Source organism: Candidatus Tisiphia endosymbiont of Mystacides longicornis (genome assembly GCF_964031095.1).
In the GTDB taxonomy this organism is placed as follows: Bacteria; Pseudomonadota; Alphaproteobacteria; order Rickettsiales; family Rickettsiaceae; genus Tisiphia.
In genome coordinates this window covers 826,500-849,420 of record NZ_OZ035004.1, presented here as the reverse complement: position 1 = coordinate 849,420, position 22,921 = coordinate 826,500, and the positions used below count along the sequence as shown (strand labels likewise).

31 protein-coding genes are annotated in these 22,921 nt (G+C 33.5%); 4 read left to right on the top strand and 27 right to left on the bottom strand.

The features are described from left to right. Positions 1-390: 390 nt before the first annotated feature. Genes kdsA through ACQH6S_RS04370 form a run of 3 tightly spaced genes read right to left on the bottom strand, consistent with a single transcriptional unit; the run spans position 391 to position 2,280 of the window. Entirely contained in the window at positions 391-1,221 is an 831-nt protein-coding gene (gene kdsA / locus ACQH6S_RS04380) for a 3-deoxy-8-phosphooctulonate synthase (protein WP_425364699.1), read from the bottom strand. 22 nt (positions 1,222-1,243) lie between these two features. After that, positions 1,244-1,549: a preprotein translocase subunit SecG gene (gene secG / locus ACQH6S_RS04375; RefSeq protein WP_094648920.1), complete on the bottom strand. Its 306-nt coding sequence runs from the start codon at positions 1,547-1,549 to the stop codon at positions 1,244-1,246. Continuing rightward, positions 1,546-2,280 carry a triose-phosphate isomerase gene (locus ACQH6S_RS04370; RefSeq protein ID WP_094648919.1) on the bottom strand — a complete coding sequence of 245 codons (735 nt, stop codon included), beginning with the start codon at positions 2,278-2,280 and terminating at the stop codon, positions 1,546-1,548. Before ACQH6S_RS04370 ends, secG begins: the two co-directional genes overlap by 4 nt. Positions 2,281-2,357: 77 nt before the next feature. Between ACQH6S_RS04370 and ACQH6S_RS04365 the strand changes: the two genes are divergently transcribed. Beyond that, positions 2,358-3,923 carry a SurA N-terminal domain-containing protein gene (locus ACQH6S_RS04365; protein WP_425360687.1) on the top strand — a complete coding sequence of 522 codons (1,566 nt, stop codon included), beginning with the start codon at positions 2,358-2,360 and terminating at the stop codon, positions 3,921-3,923. 143 nt (positions 3,924-4,066) lie between these two features. Here ACQH6S_RS04365 and ACQH6S_RS04360 read toward each other — a convergent pair whose 3' ends face one another. Together ACQH6S_RS04360 and ACQH6S_RS04355 are read right to left on the bottom strand one after the other, a co-directional pair. Then, positions 4,067-5,797 (bottom strand): M24 family metallopeptidase, encoded by a 1,731-nt coding sequence (locus ACQH6S_RS04360; RefSeq protein WP_425360688.1) that lies wholly within the window; start codon positions 5,795-5,797, stop codon positions 4,067-4,069. Between the two features lie 28 nt (positions 5,798-5,825). After that, positions 5,826-6,488, bottom strand: coding sequence for a helix-turn-helix domain-containing protein (locus tag ACQH6S_RS04355; RefSeq protein WP_094648916.1), 663 nt, complete (start codon positions 6,486-6,488; stop codon positions 5,826-5,828). A gap of 380 nt (positions 6,489-6,868) precedes the next feature. On the opposite strand from ACQH6S_RS04355, the gene ACQH6S_RS04350 reads away from it, so the two are divergent. The 3 genes from ACQH6S_RS04350 (at position 6,869) to ACQH6S_RS04340 (ending at position 9,936) form a co-directional block, all read left to right on the top strand. Then, positions 6,869-7,120: a hypothetical protein gene (locus ACQH6S_RS04350; protein WP_094648915.1), complete on the top strand. Its 252-nt coding sequence runs from the start codon at positions 6,869-6,871 to the stop codon at positions 7,118-7,120. Between the two features lie 468 nt (positions 7,121-7,588). Further along, on the top strand, positions 7,589-7,804 hold the full coding sequence (locus ACQH6S_RS04345) for a hypothetical protein (RefSeq protein WP_425360492.1): 216 nt from the start codon (positions 7,589-7,591) through the stop codon (positions 7,802-7,804). Beyond that, positions 7,801-9,936 carry a recombinase family protein gene (locus ACQH6S_RS04340; RefSeq protein ID WP_425360690.1) on the top strand — a complete coding sequence of 712 codons (2,136 nt, stop codon included), beginning with the start codon at positions 7,801-7,803 and terminating at the stop codon, positions 9,934-9,936. The genes ACQH6S_RS04345 and ACQH6S_RS04340 overlap by 4 nt, the downstream gene beginning before the upstream one ends. Positions 9,937-10,890: 954 nt before the next feature. Here ACQH6S_RS04340 and ACQH6S_RS04335 read toward each other — a convergent pair. The 22 genes from ACQH6S_RS04335 to rplP all read right to left on the bottom strand — a co-directional run bounded on the left by ACQH6S_RS04335 (position 10,891) and on the right by rplP (position 22,921). Continuing rightward, positions 10,891-11,466, bottom strand: coding sequence for an ankyrin repeat domain-containing protein (locus ACQH6S_RS04335; protein WP_425360691.1), 576 nt, complete (start codon positions 11,464-11,466; stop codon positions 10,891-10,893). Positions 11,467-11,572: 106 nt separating this feature from the next. After that, positions 11,573-12,397, bottom strand: coding sequence for a glycosyltransferase family 2 protein (locus ACQH6S_RS04330; RefSeq protein WP_425360692.1), 825 nt, complete (start codon positions 12,395-12,397; stop codon positions 11,573-11,575). A 102-nt stretch (positions 12,398-12,499) separates the two neighbouring features. Continuing rightward, on the bottom strand, positions 12,500-12,763 hold the full coding sequence (gene rpsT / locus ACQH6S_RS04325; protein WP_250310928.1) for a 30S ribosomal protein S20: 264 nt from the start codon (positions 12,761-12,763) through the stop codon (positions 12,500-12,502). Between the two features lie 24 nt (positions 12,764-12,787). After that, a complete protein-coding gene (rplQ, locus tag ACQH6S_RS04320; protein WP_094648910.1) occupies positions 12,788-13,207 on the bottom strand; it encodes a 50S ribosomal protein L17 in 420 nt (139 codons plus the stop codon). A gap of 14 nt (positions 13,208-13,221) precedes the next feature. After that, positions 13,222-14,238 carry a DNA-directed RNA polymerase subunit alpha gene (locus tag ACQH6S_RS04315; protein ID WP_425360693.1) on the bottom strand — a complete coding sequence of 339 codons (1,017 nt, stop codon included), beginning with the start codon at positions 14,236-14,238 and terminating at the stop codon, positions 13,222-13,224. A gap of 14 nt (positions 14,239-14,252) precedes the next feature. Then, positions 14,253-14,639: a 30S ribosomal protein S11 gene (rpsK, locus tag ACQH6S_RS04310; RefSeq protein ID WP_094648908.1), complete on the bottom strand. Its 387-nt coding sequence runs from the start codon at positions 14,637-14,639 to the stop codon at positions 14,253-14,255. 12 nt (positions 14,640-14,651) lie between these two features. Continuing rightward, positions 14,652-15,029, bottom strand: coding sequence for a 30S ribosomal protein S13 (gene rpsM / locus ACQH6S_RS04305; RefSeq protein ID WP_341749194.1), 378 nt, complete (start codon positions 15,027-15,029; stop codon positions 14,652-14,654). Between the two features lie 60 nt (positions 15,030-15,089). Beyond that, positions 15,090-15,728, bottom strand: a complete 639-nt coding sequence (locus ACQH6S_RS04300) for an adenylate kinase (protein WP_094648906.1) — start codon at positions 15,726-15,728, stop codon at positions 15,090-15,092. 343 nt (positions 15,729-16,071) lie between these two features. Beyond that, on the bottom strand, positions 16,072-17,373 hold the full coding sequence (secY, locus tag ACQH6S_RS04295; protein WP_425360694.1) for a preprotein translocase subunit SecY: 1,302 nt from the start codon (positions 17,371-17,373) through the stop codon (positions 16,072-16,074). 3 nt (positions 17,374-17,376) lie between these two features. Further along, complete coding sequence (gene rplO, locus ACQH6S_RS04290) at positions 17,377-17,832, bottom strand: 50S ribosomal protein L15 (protein ID WP_425360695.1); 456 nt, start codon at positions 17,830-17,832, stop codon at positions 17,377-17,379. A 10-nt stretch (positions 17,833-17,842) separates the two neighbouring features. Beyond that, on the bottom strand, positions 17,843-18,031 hold the full coding sequence (gene rpmD, locus ACQH6S_RS04285) for a 50S ribosomal protein L30 (RefSeq protein WP_375330537.1): 189 nt from the start codon (positions 18,029-18,031) through the stop codon (positions 17,843-17,845). 313 nt (positions 18,032-18,344) lie between these two features. Then, entirely contained in the window at positions 18,345-18,887 is a 543-nt protein-coding gene (gene rpsE / locus ACQH6S_RS04280; RefSeq protein ID WP_094648902.1) for a 30S ribosomal protein S5, read from the bottom strand. A 15-nt stretch (positions 18,888-18,902) separates the two neighbouring features. Then, on the bottom strand, positions 18,903-19,259 hold the full coding sequence (gene rplR, locus ACQH6S_RS04275; protein ID WP_425360696.1) for a 50S ribosomal protein L18: 357 nt from the start codon (positions 19,257-19,259) through the stop codon (positions 18,903-18,905). 23 nt (positions 19,260-19,282) lie between these two features. Continuing rightward, positions 19,283-19,816: a 50S ribosomal protein L6 gene (rplF, locus tag ACQH6S_RS04270; protein ID WP_341749199.1), complete on the bottom strand. Its 534-nt coding sequence runs from the start codon at positions 19,814-19,816 to the stop codon at positions 19,283-19,285. Between the two features lie 9 nt (positions 19,817-19,825). Beyond that, positions 19,826-20,224 carry a 30S ribosomal protein S8 gene (gene rpsH, locus ACQH6S_RS04265; RefSeq protein ID WP_094648899.1) on the bottom strand — a complete coding sequence of 133 codons (399 nt, stop codon included), beginning with the start codon at positions 20,222-20,224 and terminating at the stop codon, positions 19,826-19,828. Between the two features lie 16 nt (positions 20,225-20,240). After that, positions 20,241-20,546: a 30S ribosomal protein S14 gene (gene rpsN, locus ACQH6S_RS04260; RefSeq protein WP_341759454.1), complete on the bottom strand. Its 306-nt coding sequence runs from the start codon at positions 20,544-20,546 to the stop codon at positions 20,241-20,243. A gap of 16 nt (positions 20,547-20,562) precedes the next feature. Continuing rightward, a complete protein-coding gene (rplE, locus tag ACQH6S_RS04255; protein ID WP_425360697.1) occupies positions 20,563-21,105 on the bottom strand; it encodes a 50S ribosomal protein L5 in 543 nt (180 codons plus the stop codon). Beyond that, on the bottom strand, positions 21,105-21,434 hold the full coding sequence (gene rplX, locus ACQH6S_RS04250) for a 50S ribosomal protein L24 (protein WP_094648897.1): 330 nt from the start codon (positions 21,432-21,434) through the stop codon (positions 21,105-21,107). Before rplX ends, rplE begins: the two co-directional genes overlap by 1 nt. After that, positions 21,434-21,802 (bottom strand): 50S ribosomal protein L14, encoded by a 369-nt coding sequence (rplN, locus tag ACQH6S_RS04245; protein WP_094648896.1) that lies wholly within the window; start codon positions 21,800-21,802, stop codon positions 21,434-21,436. Before rplN ends, rplX begins: the two co-directional genes overlap by 1 nt. 268 nt (positions 21,803-22,070) lie before the next feature. Next, positions 22,071-22,301, bottom strand: coding sequence for a 30S ribosomal protein S17 (rpsQ, locus tag ACQH6S_RS04240; RefSeq protein ID WP_094648895.1), 231 nt, complete (start codon positions 22,299-22,301; stop codon positions 22,071-22,073). 4 nt (positions 22,302-22,305) lie between these two features. Continuing rightward, on the bottom strand, positions 22,306-22,518 hold the full coding sequence (gene rpmC / locus ACQH6S_RS04235) for a 50S ribosomal protein L29 (RefSeq protein WP_094648894.1): 213 nt from the start codon (positions 22,516-22,518) through the stop codon (positions 22,306-22,308). Beyond that, positions 22,511-22,921, bottom strand: coding sequence for a 50S ribosomal protein L16 (gene rplP / locus ACQH6S_RS04230; protein ID WP_094648893.1), 411 nt, complete (start codon positions 22,919-22,921; stop codon positions 22,511-22,513). Before rplP ends, rpmC begins: the two co-directional genes overlap by 8 nt.

The window sequence follows — 22,921 nt, the reverse complement described above, 5'->3', positions numbered from 1 at the left end:
TAATGTCTTATAGACCAATCACCCAACGCAAAAACCTTTACTTATCGCTGTATTATTGCATAGTATAGTCAATTGAGGAGAAGTTGGTGACGTCGTCGCTCAATACTCGCCTATTACTTATCACACTACTGGACAAAAATGCTAAGTTGATTGTAAATCATATAATTTAAGCAATTTTATAATAACTATCCCAAATGATAAGCCACCGCTTTCAGCGTTGGAATCATAGTGTTTGACATATACTAAAGATATCCCTAAATGATTTTGCTCTCTCTAAAATATTCTATTTGCTAGCCTTTTCAACCCTTGATACATTTTTGTCCAGTAGTGTGATTACTTATAGGCGTCGCTCCATCGTTCCTGCTACCCAATTCCCCTGAATTGACTATACTATAATGTAAAATTTTTAGTTATATCATCATATCTCTTCAATCTAGATAATATAGGTTCTAAATCAGACAGCTTAATCATACAAGGTCCATCACTTGGAGCATTATCTGGCTCTTGATGAACTTCCATAAAAACACCAGCGACTCCAACGCTAACAGCTGCTCTTGCCAGTATTTCAACATATTTCCTCTCGCCACTACTACTATTGCCTATACCACCTGGCTGCTGAACCGAATGGGTTGCATCGAAAATTACTGGAGCCCCAGTTTCTGCCATAATTGGCAAACTACGCATATCTGATACTAATGTGTTGTAACCAAAACATACTCCCCGCTCGGTAAGCATGATATTCTTAGCCCCAAAGCTTTCCAGCTTAGCATGGACATTCTTCATATCCCAAGGAGCAAGAAATTGTCCTTTTTTCACATTAACCACCTTATTGGTCAGTGCGGCAGCCCGCAATAAATCTGTTTGTCTACATAAAAAAGCGGGAATTTGGATTATATCAACAATTTCAGCAACCCTAGCACATTGACCCTCTGTATGAACATCGGTAAGAATGTGACAATTAAAGGTTGATTTTACCTTATACAAAATTTCTAGCCCTTTGTCAAGTCCACTACCACGAAGACCATTAATTGAAGTTCTATTTGCTTTGTCAAATGATGATTTGTAAATAAATGGTATGTTAAGTTTAGCCGTAAGAGTCACAAGCTTGTCTGCCATAAATAGTGCATGATCTAGAGTTTCTATTTGGCATGGGCCAGCAATCAAAATAAATGGTAGAGCATTGCCAATTTTGATATTATGTAAGTCAATTATTTTTTGCATAAGTACATTGGCTCCTTAAATTCTATTTCGCAATAGGCAAGCTAGATTCTTGTTGCTTATCATCAACTTGCTCTATTTTCTTAATTATTCCCGAATTCTTCTTAGAAGACAGATTAGCCAGAATAACAGCGTTAATCATAAATAACGTGGCAAGTACTACCGTAGTTCTAGTCAAGAAATTAACCACCGTCCGACCTGCAACAACACCCATAGTCCCATTACCACCACCAATACCACTTAATCCATCACTACCAGTCTTTTGCATCAAAATTACAATAATTAGCAATATTGCTATCACAATATGAACAAAAAGTAATATATTTATCATTTTTTAAAAACCCTATAATTTAACATTTGAACTAGCATTTGATAATCAAGTGAGGATTTGCCAACCATAACCCCATCAATATTCTGTATACTTAATATCTTTTCTATATTATCTAAATTTACAGATCCACCATATACTAAGCTGATATTATTTGCAACTTGCCTTTGCTTGAGATAATAATTAAGAGCATCAAATATTTCTGTTAATTGTTCTTGTCCAGGAGTAATTCCTGTTCCTATAGCCCAAATTGGTTCATATGCTACTATTAAATTTTGTTCACCTACTATATTTGGTAAAGATTCCTCTAACTGCTTTAATAAAAAATCTTTATAATTATTGTTTTGTCGTATAGCTAAATCCTCTCCAATACAAATAATAGGGGTGACTTGAGACTCCAAACAATTTTCTGCTTTTTGTCTTATTAATGCATTAGATTCTTGTAAGAAATTTCTTCGTTCACTATGACCAACAATAGAATAATTAATTTTACTCAGTTTTAATAGTAAGCTAGAATATTCTCCAGTGTAACTCCCCTGCCCTACAAATCGACTGACATTTTGTCCACAAAACTCTAAAAATTTGAATTTGTCAGATAGATAAGCAAGATAAGGAACAGGAGGAGCTATAATAAGCTGATTATTATACTGTTGTTCTGTAAGCTTAGTACAAAATTTAAATGCCTCATCTAAGCTCATATGCATTTTCCAATTAACAATAATAAGTTTTTTCATAAAAATTACTTGCAGATATTAGTGGACGAACTATTTTAGTGTATTATAAACACTTAAAGAAGAAAAATTTTATATTTATGTTAAATAATATTAGAAACGCTGCTGATAGTTTTGTAATGCGTATTCTACTTGGCGTAATTGCCTTCGCCTTTGTTGGATGGGGAATTAAAGATGTATTACATACTAGCAATAATTTTGATTTGATTACCTTTTCTGATGCAAATAATATTAGCCAAGAAGATTTTCTAAAAGAAAAAGCCGAACAAATTCGGGCTATTCAAAGACAAAGTGGCACAAATCTTAGTGAAGAAGATATAAAACAGTTAAATATTGATAATTTTATTATTAAAAAACTTATCAATAACCGTATTATCAACTATTTAGTTAGCTATTATAATTTAGATTTAACTGATGATACTGTGATCGAGTTAATTAAGGAAAATCCTAATTTTAAGAATGAACAAGGTCTATTTGACATAGAGCGATTTAAAGGTTTTTTAAAAAATTCTTACATTAATGAAGAAGATTATTTGTCTGACATTAAAGAACATACTTTAAAGAATCTTCTAATTAGTATTTTTATAGAATCATTTCCTACACCAAAGATAATGGTCAAAAATATTGTAGATTACATAGCTGAAACAAGAGATGTAGAACTTGTACAAATTGATCTACGACGTCAATCTAAAGACTTAGTAATAACTCCTCCAACCATATCGCAGTTAGAAGATTTATACCAAAACAACCTAACATTGTTTGAAGTACCGGAAAAACGTAATTTGTCTTATGTAAAAATATCAAGTGAAATGTTATGCCAAAAAATTCATAATAATGATAAGGAGTTATTAAATTTTTATCAGGACAACAAAGAAGAATTTGCTAATAAAAAGTTTAGCGAGGTCAAAAAACAAGTTAATGAATTACTGCAACAACAAAAAGCAGAAGAATTGAAACTATTAATGATTAAAAATCTAGAAGATGACGTTGCATCTGGCTCAAGTTTAACAGAAATTGCTGGGAAATATGAATTACCCATACAAAATTTAGAGTCTATAAGTTATCGGGATTTAGCGGTTAATAAAATTGATATTGCCCAAAATGCAGACAGTATTTTCGATCTTGCAGAAGGGGAATTATCATATCCAATAGAATTAACTGAAAAAGGAGCTTTTATATTGGTTGAGATTAAGTCTATTCAACCAAGCAAAGTGCAAGAATTCTCGGTAGTTAAAGAGCAAGTGCAAAAACTATGGGATGACCAATATTTAAAAGGTCTAAATTTAAAAACCATAGAAACTATTGCTAAAGAGTACACCCCAACTAAGAATAAAGAATTTTTGAAAATTATTACTAGCCAATCTACAGCTTTTTCTAGGTCGGAAATTCATAATAATCATCAGCTACCAGCAGAATTATTATCAGCAATTTTCCGGACTAATATTGGCTCCAATACTCCAGTTTTTCAGTCAAAAGATAAGGCGTATTTTGCTTATATAAAATCAAGGAAAATTGATAAGAAAAAAAACCAGGAAATTCAGAAAAAAAATGAGAAGGATATTGCAAGAACCATACAAAACAATGTTATTGATGAGATGATTAGCTATGCTATCAAGAAAAACAAAATGAAACAAATGGGGTCGTGAACTATGCAATAATGAAGATAGATATTTTTGCTTAGGTAAAAAACATATTTTAACTGTTCTATTTACCACTAGAAGGCTGCCTGCAATAACTAATTAATTAGTTATCGTAGGCAGCCTCCTAGCCCCAATTTTTGCTGAATTTACTATATATATGAAAATAATTGATTGCCTAACCATTGCTGTCCTCTAATTGACAGTAGGGGATAAACTTGTTGTTTAATTTTTTGATAATATTGTTTTATATAACGTATTTCATCTTCATTTAGCATTTTATAATCTATTAACTCCTTTGCATAAGGAACCATGGTAAGAGTATCAAACTCTAAATAATTTACATCCTGTAAGCTATTTCTGATATACATCAAATTTTCTATTCTAATACCAAATTCGTTGATTTTATAGTAACCAGGCTCATTAGACACAATCATACCTGGTTGTAAAATCACGTTACTACGTAAATTAATATTTTGTGGTCCTTCATGGACATTTAAAAAGCTACCAACCCCATGACCTGTACCATGCGGATAATCTTGCCCATCCCTCCACAAAAATTGTCGAGCTAATACATCTAAATGGCTTCCTGTAGTAATATTGACCGGAAACTTAATCATCGATAGAGCAATATGTCCCTTAAGAACTTGAGTATAACGTAATTTTTGCTCCTCGGTAGGGTCACCTATAGCAAAGGTTCTGGTTACATCAGTAGTACAGCCTTTATATTGTCCACCAGAATCAATTAATAATATACCTTTACCTAAGATTTTTTTTGCTTGATGGCTTGTTGCTCGGTAATGAATTATCGCACCATTTTCCTTAAAACCACATATAGTTGGGAAACTATTCGTAACATATTGATCTTGCTTAGATCTAAATTCGGTTAATATTTCTCCTAAATCATACTCAGTTTGATCTTGTAAATTTGGTAGCTCAAACAAATATGCCAAGAATTCACATAGTGCCACCGCGTCATTAATATGAAAATTAACTGCGTGTTTAATCTCAATATCATTCTTAATTGCTTTCGATAGTTGACAAGGGTCGTTAATTTTTTCTACTAGTTTATTATTGAGCAAATCCATAATGTAACTTGAGGCAAAATTTTCATCAACGAGAACCTTATTAGCCTGACCCAATATACCGGCAAATCTTTCTTCCGATAAAATAGTTATGTCAGGGCGAGCAATCATAATTTCTTGATTAGCTCTATTCGGGTTAGTAAATAAATATAGTTGGTCTTGAGTGATTAGAACTATAGCGAGCATCAATGGTGAATATGGAGTGTCACTTGCTCTGAGATTTAATAGCCAGCATATTGAATCTGTTGAAGTAACAATCATCGCATCGGCGGAATATTTAGTTAGTAGATTGCGGCATATGGCAATTTTATTACTATATGATTGACCAGAAAATTTATCATCATGAATATATATTTTTGATGATGGCTGATCAGGTTTATCATACCAAATTTGGTCTATCAAATTATCAGATATCTTCTGTAAACGGGATCTTATTTTAGCAAATGTTTGTAACTTAACATTAGTAAAGAGTTTCGAATCATATCCCAATATACCATCATTACCTAAATAGTCATCCCAAGGAAAATGTGCTAAATCTTTAATATCAAAAATCTTAAAAATTTCTTGATCTAGTTCATGTTTACTTTGTTCTAGATAACGACCATCTGTAAAAAATACCGCCTTACCTTTGCAGATCACCGCAATACCATTTGATCCGCTAAAGTTAGTTATATATTGCAGTCGCTTAGCACTTTGATGAACATACTCATTAAGATATTGATCGTTACATGGTACTATATAGCCATCTATTTTATACTTAGCAAATAGTCCTCTAATATTACGGTTACGTTCTTGCATCAAACAACCTACTATTTACCCAAAAGAATTATCTGCTTCTTTCACTATGCGGTTTCTTAGTTACAGAGCTAACATGGCGGGGTGCAGCTTTTTCATCAGCCGGAACCTTAGATATATCATTTTTGATAGATTTGCCGATAAGTTGAGCAGCTTTTAGAACTTCAGGACTTAGGTTTTTTATGTTATCTAAAGGTTTTTCTATCTGCTGTTCTCTTGCGAGATTCGGAGTTCTACCAATCATCCCATCAACAGACACTTTAAAAAAATCGGCAAGAAGTACCAATGTAACACTAGATAGCATTTTTTGAGTATCATCTTCTTTTAAAAAAGGACGTAATGCATCTTCACTAAGACCAAGTTTTTTCCCTAACTCAGACTGAGTTAAATCGTTTTTGCTTAGCTCCTTATTGATAAAACTCCTTAAATTAGCACTTAATTCTTCAGGAGATAGTTTAGCATATTGTTGTTTTTCTCCAGAGTCAAATTCCTCTCTACCCAACAATTCATTGACAGAGCATTTAAAATAATCAGCTAGTTTGAGTATGTTTTTTATCTCAGGACGCCGATTATCTAGCATCTTCCTCATAGTAGTTTCAGGAACATCTGAAGCCTCAGCTAGTTGACCTACCTTTAGCCCTTCCTCCTTCATTTTTTTATTAAGGAAATCCTTTATATTTTCAAACCAACCCATTAAACATAATCTTTTATAAATTTATCCGTGAAAAACGGTTTTTTTCTTGACAGAAAAAAAACCTTATAGTAAAGTTGTTTGTCTTACCAAATAAATTTAATAAATTCTTTTAGTAAGATAAACTTTAGGAATCGTAACCATTTTATATATAAATTCAACCACTTGTCAATATGTATAAGTTGAATATAAGAAAAATGTTACTAACCCTAAAAAACCCAATCATAAAAGGAAATGCTTTATGAATATATACAATATTTATCTGATAATCAAATATATTATTGCTTATTTAGCAACTTTTTTATTAAAAATGCAACCTAATTTATTATTTTACTCAACAATTAATAGGAATATTTTTCCTATTATCATAATCAGGGGGTTTTGTGCAAAATGATCTTGACGAAAAAACATTCGATGCAAAATATGACAAAGATCTAAAACAACTATATAGTAAGATTATAGCTATATCAGGTTACATAATTGCTATGAGATCAGATTGTCTAAAAGAAGCCAGAAAGACTGAGGCTACTCTAAAGATTCTAGTCAGACGTACGTATGACATTAGAGGTGGACTTTGGATATGTTTGATTACTATATGGTTTTTAGTTGTACTTTTTTTGCAAAAAAACTTTTAGCTAATATAGTCAATTTAGGGGAATTGGGTAGCAGGAGCGATGAGGATGCCTATATAGTCAATTGATGAGAAGTTGGTGACGTCATCGCTCAATGCTCGCCTATTACTTATCACACTACTGGACAAAAATGCTAAATTGATTGCAAATCATATAATTTAAGCAGCTTTATAATAACTGAATCAAGAGAATATTTAAAACAACTATAAGATTGTTTAATTAATTTTATTCCTAATTGAAGTACGGAATAAGCCCTGCACCCTAATGCTTTCTTCATTTTGACTGGTTGTTTTAGTTCTTCAATTGACCCTATTTTTATAATTATCGCATAAGCTATAAATATGCATTTAATAAAACTTTCAAATCTCACTTTGTCCTTTATATGGCTATCCTCCATTCGAAACCCATTACTCTTGCATCCTTTAAATGCCGTCTCTATCTTCCATTATTAAAACATCTATAAGTTTTAATTTGACAAATTTAGAACAATCCCCGACACTTAACAAATCAGTATTGCTAAACTTGGTTGATTGGGTAAGAAAATATCATGCAAGGCATTCCTATATTGGAACCAATGAAATGGGAGAGAATCCCCAAAGAGAATCGTCATCGCCTAATAACTCTATTAGCAACATTATCATTGAAAAAATTGCCAAAATCGATAATAAATATGGAGAAGGCAAATGATAGACAAGGAGAAACAATCAACTCAGAGAATATTATCAAGTGGCAAGATTCAAGCCTATCACCACGATCGTCTGGCGATAGTGTATATAAGGCAGTCGACGCTGCAACAAGTAGAACGGCATAGTGAATCTACTAAATTGCAGTATAATTTAGTAGAGAGAGCTTATGCTCTAGGCTGGAGTGCTGATAAAGTACTTATAATAGATGATGATTTGGGGCGGTCTGGTGCAACTGCTGAAGGTCGTCCTGGATTTCAGCGTTTAGTTGCTGAAGTTGGATTAGACCATGTTGGTATAGTACTAGGAATAGAAGTATCGAGGTTAGCACGATCATGCAAAGATTGGTACCAATTACTAGAAGTATGTGCACTTTTTAGAACCATTATTGCTGATACTGATGGTATTTATGATCCGGTATCCTATAATGATCGACTATTATTAGGTCTTAAAGGTACAATGTCTGAAGCAGAGTTACATATAATTAAGCAACGCATGCTACAAGGGAAGAAAGCAAAAGCACGTCGAGGTGAGTTAGGCATGCAAGTTGCTATGGGATATGTTAGACGACCATCTGGCGAAATTGTTAAAGATCCAGATGAGCAAGCACAGGCAACTATTCAGATGGTATTTGAGTTATTTGAAAAATTTTCTACAATTAATGCAGTATTAAAATACTTAGTCAGTCATAAAATAAAAATGCCTTATAGAGAGCGTAGCGGTTTGCAAAAAGGTGAACTAACCTGGCATCGTCCTAATAGGAATACTTTAGGAAATCTATTACATAATCCCATATATGCAGGTGCTTATGTATATGGACGCAGACCAACAGAGGCACATAGAAAAAAACCTGGCAGACGATCTACGGGGCGTATTGTTGCTAAAATGTCAGATTGGCAAGTATTGTTAAAAGACAAAGTTCCTGCTTATATTAGTTGGCAACAATATGAACGTAATGGCAGACAATTATTATCTAACTCCATACAAGGAATTGGTGTAGCAAGGCATGGTAATGCACTATTAGCCGGACTTGTTGTTTGTGGTCGCTGTGGTTTACGAATGGCAACTTGCTATACAAATAATGGTAATAAATTGCGTTATAGTTGTAGCAGAATGTCTGTAGATTATGGTGAAGATGTTTGCCAATCATTGGTTGGCAATGTTTTGGATGAACTAATTGCTAAGCAGGCATTAGAAGTGTTAAAGCCAGAAGCTTTGGAAGTTAGTTTACGAGTGGCAACAGACCTTGAAACCGAACATAATAATTTACAAAAATATTGGCAAAAACAATTAGAGAGAGGACGATATGAAGTTGAGAGGGCATATCGGCAATATAATTCTTCAGAACCTGAGAATCGTCTTGTCACAAGAACTCTTGAGAAAAAGTGGGAAGAATCATTATCTGCAGAAGAAAAGTTAAAACAGGAATATGCCAAATTCTTAGCTGAACAATCAAAAATTCTGTCTGATGTTGAGCGTCAAACTATATATAAATTAGCTTCTGATATTCCTGCTTTATGGTCATCGTCAACTACTACGGTAGAAGAACGCAAAGAAATTTTACGTTTACTAATAGAATGTGTTGTTGTAAAAATAGAAGGTGTAACAGAGAAAGTCTTGGTAGAAATACATTGGGCTGGTGGATATAAAACTAATACTAATCTTGTTCGTCCTGTGGCAAAATTGGAGCAACTTAGTTATTATGGTAAACTGCTTGAACTAGTAGCCAGTCTCAAAAGCCAAGATATGACATTACAGCAAATTGCTGATATTTTAAATCAACAAGAAGGGTGGCGTCCAGCAAAGCTGTTAAATATTTTTAATGAGAACACGGTTAGTAGCCTACTTATACGTAGTGGTGTAACAGCTACTAACAAAAGAACATTATCAGGAGAAATTAATCGTAGGCAAAATGAATTTACTTTTCGTGAATTATCGCAAAAAATCAATATACCAGAACCAACTTTATATAGATGGATGCAAAGAGAGCAATTAAAAGTCAGGAAAGTTTACAACTCATCACAACGTTGGATTTGGCTAATTACAGCCGATGAGCAAGAGATTAAAAGGTTGATCTCATTAAGAGAACAACCGAAACAGTGGATTTACCATTCCAGGGTAAAAAAGGTAGAATAATAAACAAATAACTATTACAGAGGCATTATGACTGGCAAACTTCGATATCCCATCTTCGTCGATATATTTTAGCCCCGTTGCTCATATTTCTCTATATACTACCGATAAATATTCTCCGCTCTCTAATTTGATATGAGCTAATTTTATTGATATGGAATAAAACTGTGTTTCTAGTACTACAGTTGTAGTTTAGATGTGAGCATTCACGATTTTTTTGTGATGAATAAAAAAACCTGATCACCAAGAATCATTGCGAGGAGACCGTCAGGTCAACGAAGCAATCCATTTCTAATCACTTTCCTGGATTGCTTCGTCGGTCTGGCAACCACAACTGTTGAAAGTTAGAAGAGGAAGCGGTTTTAGACCGGATAGTTTAAAAGTCGTATGTGGTCAACGTCATTGCGAGAAAGACCGTAGGTCGACGAAGCAATCCATTTCTAATCACTTTCCTGGATTGCTTCGTCGGTCTGGCAACCACAACTGTTGAAAGTTAGAAGAGGAAGCGGGTTTTAGATAGGTTTTCTGTCATTGCGAGACCACGTAGTGGTCGTGGCAATCTATCTTTGGTTACTTTTATGGATTGCTTCGTCGACCTACGGTCTTTCTCGCAATGACGTTGACCACATACGATTTTTAAACTATCCGGTCTAAAACCCCTTCCTCTTCTAACTTTCAACAGTTGTGGTCTGGCAACCTCCTCGCAATGACATCTTATACTTTAACCTTTTTTCCGTGAACACTCACATTCAATCTACAACTGTAGTATTAGTCGCTACTAAAGTGGCTCTGAACTATGACGTTAAGGCTAAATACTAATCGGATTTATAACGTTGCCAATTCAAGTTAATTCACTATAGTCAATTGATGGGAAGTTGGTGACGTCGTCGCTCAATGCTCGCCTATTACTTATAGGCGTCGCTCCATCGTTCCTGCTACCCAATTCCCCTGAATTGACTATATGTCATCAGCTAATAATGTTACATCATTATTATGCACATTGTCGCATAAAGAATTATCAATAGTAATATCACTCAAGTAATCCTTTATTACTTCAAGTAAGGAGCCTGCATTTTTAGTGAATTCTTTTAAATTACTACTTATCTTAGGTGACAAATGCACTTGTTTATTGGCTAATAGATCGTGCATAGTGCCTATCTCATTATTCCGCAGTACATACCATAAATCTGTGTTTGTTATTTTGGCACCATTATCTAACAGTGTTTTTCTACAATTATGATGGTTGTCTGCAGAGGCCATATTTAATGGTGTCATACCATTATTATTAGTTACATTTGGGTTTGCCTCCCATCCTAATAACATTTCAGCTATACCAGAATAATTATTTTTTATAGCATAGTGTAATGCAGTATTGCCATTTTCATCCTGATTATTTACATTAGCTTTAGTAAGTAAATGATTTGTTAAATCTATATTACCTGTTTTTACAGCGTGAAATAAGCCCTGCTTTTTAAATAACGCTGATACACCACCGTAATATCCTTTATAAAAAAATTGTTTCAATAATTGCATATTTACCTCTTAATTATTAATGATTGCTTTTTTATTCTACCAAAACAACCGTTTAATACGGTTATTTATTGGTGTTATACAATAGTTTTTCACCTTATGCAAGCACTTATTTTAATAATTCTATATTTTTTTGGTTTTTAGCGTATTCTTTATTATTTAAAATCTCTCTTGCTTTAGCGAGTCTTATAAATCGTCCAAAAGCAAGAATCATAGAGTCAACAAAACCATCAAAACCAAATACCCAATATCGTCTTATAAAGAATGATTTTAGAAAATAAAAAATAATTTCTGTAGCAATTCTTATTTTTGATGGATTCCTACCTAGTTTGACGAAATCTTCTGCCTGCTCGGAAGAATAAAAATTTGCCTTAGCTACCATTTGCTCAATTGACATGCCAGACCTATGATAAATTATACCATTTAACTCATAGATTTTGTCTTGTGGGTTAATATCTGGGTTAAATAACACCGAATCATGAGTAGTAGTACTCATATTATTAGAAAAACTACTATATTTACGGTTATATAATCTGATGAATTTATGATAAGGAGCAAAGCGACGAACTTTATGATCGTTACGGTGCAATATAACATTTTTAGTACGATAAGCTAAATAATTATCTTGAATATTTGAAGCAAATATAAATTCTATTTCATCCTGTAATTCTTTTGACAACTCTTCATCAGCATCAATATTTAATATCCAATCATTCTGACATAAACTCTCACCAAAAGCTTTTTGTTTAACATAACCACCCCATTCGTTAAAAATTACTTTGGTTCCTAAATCTCTAGCAATTTGTACTGTATTATCAGTGCTACCACTATCAACAACAATAATCTCATCGACAATGCCCTTAACACTGTTGATAGCTCTTGTCACTCTAGCGGCTTCATTTTTTGTGATAATAAAAGCTGAAATCTTTAGCATATGACCCCTTATACTCGATAATCAAGTTTTTTGCAGAGCTTATAACTATAGTCAATTCTTCTGAATTGACTATAACAATCTACTTAACTGTAAAGGTAAAGACTAGTTCATGTTTTTAATTTTTTGAGATAATTTACTGATTTTACGTGAGGCGGTATTTAACTTGATAATATTCTTTGTTACGCCTTTCATTATTTCAGATTGTGCAACAATCAACGCTAATCTGGCCGATTCTTTTGAACCGCTAGCAACTTCTTGCAAAACTTTTTTTAAATAGGTTTTAATTCTACTCGCTCTATTCTTATTTATTAAAGTTTTTTTAATTGTTTGTCTTATTGCCTTTTTTGCTGATGAATGATTAGCCATATTTATTATTTTCCTACAGATTCATTAATTTTGTTCTTCATGATTATGACTTTCTGCTTGTGGAGTCATACAACCTTTACTATTTACATCTCTATCAACGAACTCAATATAAGCCAGTGGAGCCATATCGCCATAGCGAGAACCAGCCTTTATTATCCTAGTATATCCACCTGGACGTTCACTATATCTTTTACCTAAAACGCTAATAAGTTTTTCAGTTGCCACTTTATCTTTGATTTTAGCAAGCACCATTCTTCTAGTGGCTAAATCAGACTTCTTAGCCTTAGTTACTAGCACCTCAATATAAGGTCTAAGCTCTTTAGCTTTAGGTAAAGTTGTTTTTATTTGCTCATTCATCACAAGTGCCACAGCCATATTAGCAAACATCGCCTGCCTATGACTACTTGTTCTGTTGAGTTTTCTACCCTTAATTTTATGTCGCATATTGTTACCTTAAATTAATATGGATCTTCGTAACGCTTAGATAAATCCTGAATATTTTCAGGAGGCCAGCCTGCTACGTCCATACCAAATTTCAAGCCAAAAGTGGCTAATATATCTTTGATCTCATTAAGAGATTTTCTACCAAAATTTTGAGTTCTCAGCATTTCTCCTTCCGTTTTGATAACAAGATCTCCTATATAAATTATATTATCATTTTTCAAACAATTTTGAGATCTGACAGATAATTCTAATTCCTCAACTTTTTTCAACAAGGCTGGATTAAATGATAATTCTTCTAATTTATCCTGCTTATCTTCCATTTGTTCTTCAAATGTAATAAATAATTGCAACTGATCCTGCAAAATTCTAGAAGCAATGGCTATAGACATTTCAGGAGAAATACTACCATTAGTTTCAACGATCATAGTTAGCTTGTCATAATCTGTAACCTGACCAACACGTGTATTATCAACTTTATAAGTAACCTTCCTTACAGGACTAAATAACGCATCTATTGGGATTACCCCAATAGCAGCTTCTGAATCAACATTACTCACAGCAGGAACATAACCTTTTCCTGTCTCACACACTAGTTCCATTTCAAGCTGGGCTCCTTTTGCCAAGGTACAAATCATATGATTAGGAGTTAATATCTCCACATCATGACCTGCCCCAATCATACCGGCAGTCACCACACAAGGTCCAGTAGCACTTAATCTTACAACCTTCTTTTCGGAAGAATGCATCTTAATGACTAAGGACTTAAGATTTAAAACTACATCAACTAAATCTTCTTTAACACCAGGTATAGCAGAAAATTCATGCACCACCCCTGGTATTTTTATCGAAGTTATTGCAGCACCCTGAAGAGAAGAAAGCAAAATTCTCCTCATAGCATTACCTATTGTTAGCCCAAACCCTCTCTCTAAAGGCTCAACTACAACCTTTACTATATTAGCATTCTTATCAGGACTGTCATACACGATCTTCGGCTTGATCAGTGAGTTCCAGTTTTTATTTAATAATAACATTATTTACTACCTATCTATACTCTTCTTCTCTTTGGCGATCTAACACCGTTATGAGCAACGGCGGAAACATCCAAAATTGAGGTAACTATAAAATTTTGACTAAACACTGCCCGCATAGCCGATTCTCTTTGCGCCCCTGCCCCTTGCACTCTAATTGAAACAGTTTTAAGACCATGCTCTTTTGCTGCTTCTGAGGCTTTATCAACAGTTATTTGAGCAGCATAAGGAGTAGCTTTTCTAGCCCCTTTAAAACCATGTGTACCGGCTGTTGAGAACGCTATAGCATTACCTTGCACATCTGTAAAAGTCACAATAGTATTATTAAAAGTTGTTTTTATATGAACAACACCAAGAGTGATATTTTTTCTTTTTTTCTTGATCTTAGTATTAGCCTGACTCATTATTATACCATATTACTTTGTAACTTTTTTCTTACCGGCAATTGCAATAGCTTTGCCTTTTCTTGTTCTAGCATTAGAATGAGTATTTTGTCCTCGCACAGGCAGTTTTCTTATATGCCTGAGACCTTGGTAACTTCTAATATCTTTTTTCTTCTTGATGTTAAGAGTTACTTCTCTTCTTAAATCACCTTCTACTTTATATTCTTTTTCAATAACACTACGTAAAACAATAAGTTCTTGATCAGTTAAGTCTTTAACCCTTTTACTCTCAGATATCCCAGTCTTCTGACAAATTTTTCCTGCAGCAGAAGAGCCGAGTCCATAAATATATGTTAAACTCACTACTAATCTTTTGTTTGCTGGAATGTTAACACTCGCTATTCTTGCCACAAATAATCTCCAAATTTTGATAACAACCAAAAGGGAATAATATAAAAATATCCCTTAAAGTCAAATAATTTCTAACATTTTATCTAAAACATCTTCTACTTCTTGCTTATCCTTACTTGCATCAACAACATAGAATTCACTATTATCTCTATAATAGCTAAGTAACGGATAAGTTTCTATCTTATATTCTTCTATTCTATGTTTAATAGTCTGTTCATCATCATCTTGTCGATGAATGAACTTATCCGATCCACAAACATCACAAACATTATCAATCTTAGGCTTAATAAAGTAACTATTATAAATTTGTTTACAATTTGCACAACTAAATCTACCCAAAATCCTCTTAATAATTACTTGATCGTCTATCTCAAAAAACACCACTTTAATCTTTTGACTAGCAAATTCTCTAAGAAAGCTAGCTTGCTCTAGATTACGAGGATAACCATCTAGAACATAACCATTTTTATATATATCCTGAGTTAAAAACTTTTTAACTACATTATTTACCAATTGATGAGGGACAAGTTTTCCTTGTGCCATATACTGTTGAATTAACAACCCCTCTTCATTATTGACCTTTACCATTTGTCTAAATATATCGCCTGTAGACACATGAGGTAAATTTAACTTTCCTGCCAATAACTGCCCTTGAGTTCCCTTCCCTGAGCCAGGAGATCCTATAAGCACTATAATCACTTTAAACCCATCTTTAGATATATAACATAATATATACTTACCACTAAGTATAAAAGTACATTATTTTAAGAATTAGCTACAAAAACTCTAAAATATTCACAAAGCAATTTAAAAATCGCAAAAAACAGTCTACAAACCCAAAGAGTCTATTACTCAATAATCAAATTTTTTGCAAAGCTTATAAATAGTAGGTTGTTCGAAGGAAATTTGAAAATTTGAATATATCCGAGTCACAACATCTATCTTTAAACGCAAAATTTATCATTCCAGGCTACTATTGTCATTCCCGCTTCAGTGCGAAATCTAGATACCTGCTTACGCAGATATGACACTAAATCAAGTTTTAGTTTTTTAATTTCATTTTTTTTATTAACCCCTCATATCTATTGCTAAATAAATGAGTTTGAATTTGGGCAAATGTATCTAAAACAACATTAACAACAATTAAAAAACTTGTTCCCCCTAAAGCAAAAGATACAGAATATTTATTCATTAACATTTCAGGAACTATACATATAAAACTTAGATATATACCACCTATGACAGTTAATCTAGTTAGCAAATAATCAAAATATTCCGAAGTATTTTTACCAGGTCTTTTTCCAGGAATATATGCCCCATATTTCCTCAAATTATTTGCTGTTTCTTCTGAATTAAAAACTATTGCTGTATAAAAAAAGCTAAAAAACATTATCAACGCAACATACAACAAAATATATAGAGGTTTTCCATGCCCTAAATGGAAAGTTACTAAATTCATAATTTCCGAATTATTGCTAGAAAAATTAGCTATTGTTACCGGAAACAATAAAATTGCACTAGCAAATATTGGTGGTATTACCCCAGCAGTGTTAAGCTTAAGAGGCATATGAGTTGAATCACCACCATAAATCTTATTACCAACCTGTCTTTTTGGATATTGTACCAAAACTTTCCTTTGAGCCTTCTCAAAGAAAATTATCATGGCTATAATCAAAATAACTCCTAAACAAATAGCCATCACCACGATAGGAGACAATCCTCCACTTCTTGACAACTCAAACATACTTATAATAGCACTTGGTACTCCAGATACTATACCTATAAATATAATCAATGAGGATCCATTACCAATACCTCTACCAGTAATCTGTTCACCAAGCCACATTAAGAACATGGTACCTACAACTAAGGTAATAACAGTAGTAACCTTGAAAAAAAGCCCAGGTATAATCACTACAGGTCCAACATTAGTTACAACATGTTCCAAACTTATTGCCACACCATACGCCTGAAAAGAAGCTAATAAAACAGTTAAATATCTAGATAACTGATTGATTTTTCTTTTACCAGCCTCGCCTTCTTTTTTTAAATTCTCTAACGGCTTGTAGGCTATTGACATCAATTGAATAATAATTGATGCAGTTATATATGGCATAATTGCTAAAGCAAAAATAGACATCCTACCTAGAGAACCACCAGATAGCATGTTAAACATACCAAGTAAACCAGATTGGTTTTGTTCAGCCACACTGCTCAACGCAACCGAATCAATACCCGCTATAGGAATAAATGAACCAAATCTACATATTATAAGAGCTAGAATAGTAAAAATAACTCTATTAGCTAAGTCTTTATTAGATTTTTGTGTGGATTTTAAGCTCATAAATTACAATATTTGACCACCAACTTGCTCAATTATCTTTTTAGCAGATGCCGAATAAGCATCTAATTGAAACGATAAGGGACTATTAAATTCACCGCTGCTAACAGATAATAATTTAACCAACAACTTACTATTCTTAATTAACCCTACTTCAACTAACTTATCTTTTGTGATAACTTCCGTTGAATTCAAACAACTTTCTGATATTAAAAATTCTATATCGGCAATATTCACTACATTATATTTCTTAGAACTAGGACAATTAAACCCTCTCTTTGGTAATCTTTTAATCATTGGCATCTGCCCGCCTTCAAAACCCTTGATAGCTACACCAGATCTAGATTTTTGACCCTTAACACCTCTACCGCATGTTTTGCCTTTACCGCACCCAATACCGCGTCCTACCCTTTTTTTATCTCTCTTGGCACCAAAATTGTTAGATAACTCATTTAACTTCATTTTATAAACTCTAATTTATATTTTCTACTTTTAATAAATGTTGTACCTTTCTGATCATCCCTCTAATAGAGCTTGTATCTTTTAAAATAACAGATTTATGCATTTTATTTAAACCCAAGCCTATCAAGGTTTCTTCTTGATCATATTTACGACCTATAGTACTACCAATTTGGGTAACTTTAACTTTTGCATCATTCATTTTTTCTTTATCACTATTCATAGATTTCTACAACCCAATTATTACTTATAACATTACTTTAACAAGAAACTATAGCTATAGTCAATTGATGAAAAGTTGGTGACGTCATCACTCACCGCTCGCCTATTACTTATAGGCATCGCTCCTAGCACCAACTCCTTCTGAATTAACTATAATGCTTCCTGTCACTAAAATAACTCACTCTAAGTGACTGCTCAATAATAGCCCAGTTTGATTCGCCTCATCCCAGATTTCACTGGTCTTCCACAATTGCGATATCTTTTTATCAGCCCCCTAAAGAATATAGCTCAAATTATTCTGATATTACTTCTTGTTGCCCTTTTATAGACTGAGTCGATATCTCATTTAAGTTCTTCCCTCTCCTTTCAGCAATATTCTTTGGAGAAGAAAGTTGAGATAACGCATCAAAAGTCGCAGCAATCATTGCATATACATTACTAGACCCTAAAGATTTAGCAACAATATCATGAACCCCTAAAGAATCAAAAATAGCCCTCATAGCACCACCAGCAATAACACCAGTACCCGCCTTAGCTCTTCTTAAAATGACCTTTGCTGCTCCACTTTTACCAATAACATCATGGTGAATGGTTCTACTCTGATAAAGAGGAACCCTAATCATATCTTTCCTTGCTTCTTGGGTAGCCTTAGCTCTAGCCTCTGTTACCTCTTTCGCCTTACCATGACCATAACCAACCTTACCAGATTTGTCACCAGCTACAATACAAGCAGAAAAAGAGAATTTTCTTCCACCTTTTACTACTTTAGTAACTCTGTTTACATCCACCAAAGTTTCGGTTAATGCTTCACCCATATTTTTTTTAGCTTTAGCCATTTCTTAAACCTAAAATTAGAAATTTATTTTCTTTCTTGCTGCATCAGCCAATGCCTTAACAACACCGTGATATTTATAACCACCCTTATCAAATACAACCTCTTGCACTCCTTTAAGCGATGCTCTTTCTCCTATCAACTCACCTACTTTTGTAGCTGTACCAACATTACAGCTAGATTTTTTTAACTGTCTAATTTCTTTATCCAAGGTTGAAGCAGAAGCAATAGTAATTGACTGTTTGTCATCTATAACTTGTGCATATATATGCTTTCCAGATTTAAAAATAGACAATCTGATTCTGTTTGATACCCTTGATATCTTAGACCGTACTCTAGCCTTTCTTGTCTCAAATCTTAACTTTGAACTACGCATACTTAACTTTTAACCCTTAAATTTTAGTTTTTCTTACCTTCTTTTCTTTGAACATACTGCCCCTTACGTTTAATACCTTTACCCTTATATGGCTCAGGCGGTCTCTGCTTTATAATAATTGATATAAACTGACCCAGTTTTTCTTTATCAACACTTTGCAATATAATCTGATTCTGTTTAGGAGCGGTAACTTTTATATTCTGAGGTATCTCGATTTTAGTATTATGACTTTTAGCGAGCATTAAGTTTAAATATTTATCTTTCACCAAAGCCTTATAACCAACACCATTTATTTCAAGCTCCTCTGTAAAACCTTCACTAACACCTTTCATCATACCATTTATTATACTTCGTGCCGTACCCCACATCGACCTAGCACTTTTAGTCTCTGCTAATGGTTTAACAACAAGCTGATTATCTTGCAATGAAATTGCTATATTACCGGCAAAAGTCTTTGATAATTCTCCCTTAGGACCGACAACATTGACTTTCAACCCATCAAGCTCAACTTTTACCCCTTCAGGTACAGGGACTGGCAATTTTCCAACACGTGACATTTTTATACCTTAAAACACTTTACAAATTACTTCACCGCCAATCTTTTGGCTATGTGCTTCTCTATCAGATAACACGCCTCTAGAAGTAGAAAGAATATAAATACCCATATTGTTATAATATCCTTTTAATTTATCAATGGAAGAATAAATCCTCTTACCTGGTTTTGAAACTCTATTTATTTCACGTATAGCAGGTTTTCCATTAACAGAATATTTTAAATCCACCTCAATGTGACTTATATTATCATTCTTAACAACTACATACTCTTTGATATAACCTTCCTTTTTTAAAACATCCAAAATGGCACATTTTATTTTTGAAGAAGGTAGAGATATACTCATCAATTTACTTTTTTGACCATTTCTAATTCTAGTCAACATATCTGCTATATTATCTGTCATTGACATACGATAAACCTACTTTTTACCAACTTGCTTTAACTAAACCAGGAACCAATCCCTTACTACCAAGCTCTCTCAGCTTATTTCGTGATAAACCAAATTTACTGTACACTCCTCTTGGACGCCCAGTAAGTTCACACCTATTTCTAACTCTATTCATAGCTGAATTCCTAGGTAACTTAGCCAGAACCATCACTAGCGAAAATCTCTCTTCTAAAGATAAGTTTTTGTCGTAAATCTTGTCTCTTAACTTAGCACGCTTATTATACAAACTTTGTGCCATCTTTCTTCTTCTATTATTCTTTTTTATAGAACTTACTTTAGCCATCTTCTTTCTTCAAAAATTAATTATAAAAAGGCAAATTAAAGCCTGAAAGTAATGATTTACCCTCTTCATTATTTGTAGCACTTGTAACAATCGTAATATCCATACCACGAATTACATCTATCTTATCGTAATTAATCTCTGGAAAAACAATTTGCTCTTTTATCCCAAAAGTAAAATTACCTCTACCATCAAAACTTTTACTTGAAAAGCCTCTAAACTCTTTTATACGTGGTAGAGCAACAAGTACTAGCCTTTCAAGAAAATCATACATTCTATCTTTACGCAAAGTAACTTTGCAACCAACTTTCATACCTTCACGAAGTTTAAAAGTAGCAATAGACTTCTTTGCCTCAGTTACCAAAGGCTTTTGCCCTGAAATTAAAGTTAGATCATTAACAGCATGATTAATTATTTTAGAATCAGCAACCGTTTCACCAACTCCCATATTAACAACAATTTTTATAACCTTAGGTATCTGATGTTTATTATCATAAGCAAACTTTTTTTGTAAGCTTGGGACAATCTCTTTACCGTATAAATCTTTAAACCTGAACAACATTACTTACCTTCCTTACTGATAATTTCACCAGACTTCTTAGCTACTCTTACTTTAGAACCATCATCTAGAAATTTAAAAGCAATTTTTGTACCAGTACCTGTCTTAGGGTCTACATGAGCAACATTGGATATATGTATTGATAATTCCTTTGAAACTATGCCACCTTCACTTGCTTTACTTGGCTTAACATGCTTGCGTGCAATATTTACCCCTGAAACAATGGCTCTATTCTGTTCTGGGAAAACTTTTAACACTTTACCCTTTTTTCCCTTATTTTTTCCGGTGATAACAATAACTTCATCACCTTTCTTGATTTTTAACTTAACCATTACAATACCTCTTCTGCCAGCGACATAATCTTAACGAATTTTTTTGCCCTTAATTCTCTAGTTACAGGACCAAAAACCCTCGTACCTATCGGCTCTCCCTGTTTATTCAAAAGTACTACTGCATTGGAATCAAATTTAATTGTACTACCATCTGCTCTTCTAACACCCTTCTTTGATCTAACAAGCAACGCCATATATATCTCACCTTTCTTTACTTTGCCATTTGGTGACGCTTCTTTTACAGAGACCACAAAGAAATCTGCAAGGTATGCTATCATGCGGTGTGAACCACCAAGCACTTTAATACACATAACTTTTTTAGCACCAGAATTATCAGCAACATCTAAGATGCTCTGCATCTGAATCATAACTTACTCCCACTTGAGAATTTAATAATGCCACAAGATAAACAATCTAAACAACAAAGTCAAAGGATAAAAACTACCTTTCTTTTAGATTTTCTAGAATATTTTTCTAATAAGCATATTTATAAACATTACCATAAGCAAAGAACCGTAACGTACGGAAATACATACGAAAACAGATTTACCAACAAAATAATAACTAACCCTAAGAGGCTGCCCGCGATAACTAATTAATTATCGCAGGCAACCTCCTAGCATTAAAGAGGTATATTTATACCCCTAATACCACCCAAGACTTAGTCTTAGATATAGGGCGACTTTCAACTATACTAACCTTATCACCATCCTTATACGTATTTTCTGGATCATGAGCAGCGTATTTCTTAGAAACTTTTACAATTTTTTTATACATAGGATGCTTAAACCTACGCTCCACTTTAACCGTAATAGTTTTATCTGTTTTTGAACTTACAACAACGCCCTGCAACACTCTTTTCGGCATTTCTCTATTCTCCAGTTTTTGATCTTGTGGTTAATTCTGTATTAATACGAGCTATTGTTTTTTTTACAAAAGAAAACCTACTAGTATTTTCTAATTCACCTAAAGTTTTTTGAAACCTTAGATTAAAAAGCTCTTTTTTAAACAAAATTCTTTTTTCGTGGAGTTCCTCCATGGTTTGTCCAACCAACTCCTTTGGTGATAACCCCAATTTACTCATAACGCCTCACTATCCTTGTTCTTACAGGCAATTTGGCACTAGCAAGCTCAAGTGCCCTGGTAGCTACATCATCTGTAACCCCTTCAATTTCAAACATAATTCTGCCAGGTGATACCCTTACTGCAAAAAATTCAGTAGAGCCTTTTCCTTTACCCATTCTAACTTCCGCCGGCTTCTTTGACACAGGCAAATCAGGAAAAATCTTAATCCATAACCTACCCTGCCTTTTCATACAACGAACAGCTGCCTTTCTTGCAGCCTCTATTTGCCTTGCAGTAACCCTTAAGCCATCCAATGACTTCAAGCCAAAAGAACCAAAAGCTAGCATAGTACCAGATTTTGCCTTTGAGGAAACTCTTCCTTTATGTGCTTTTCTAAATTTTTGTTTTTTTGGAGCTAACAT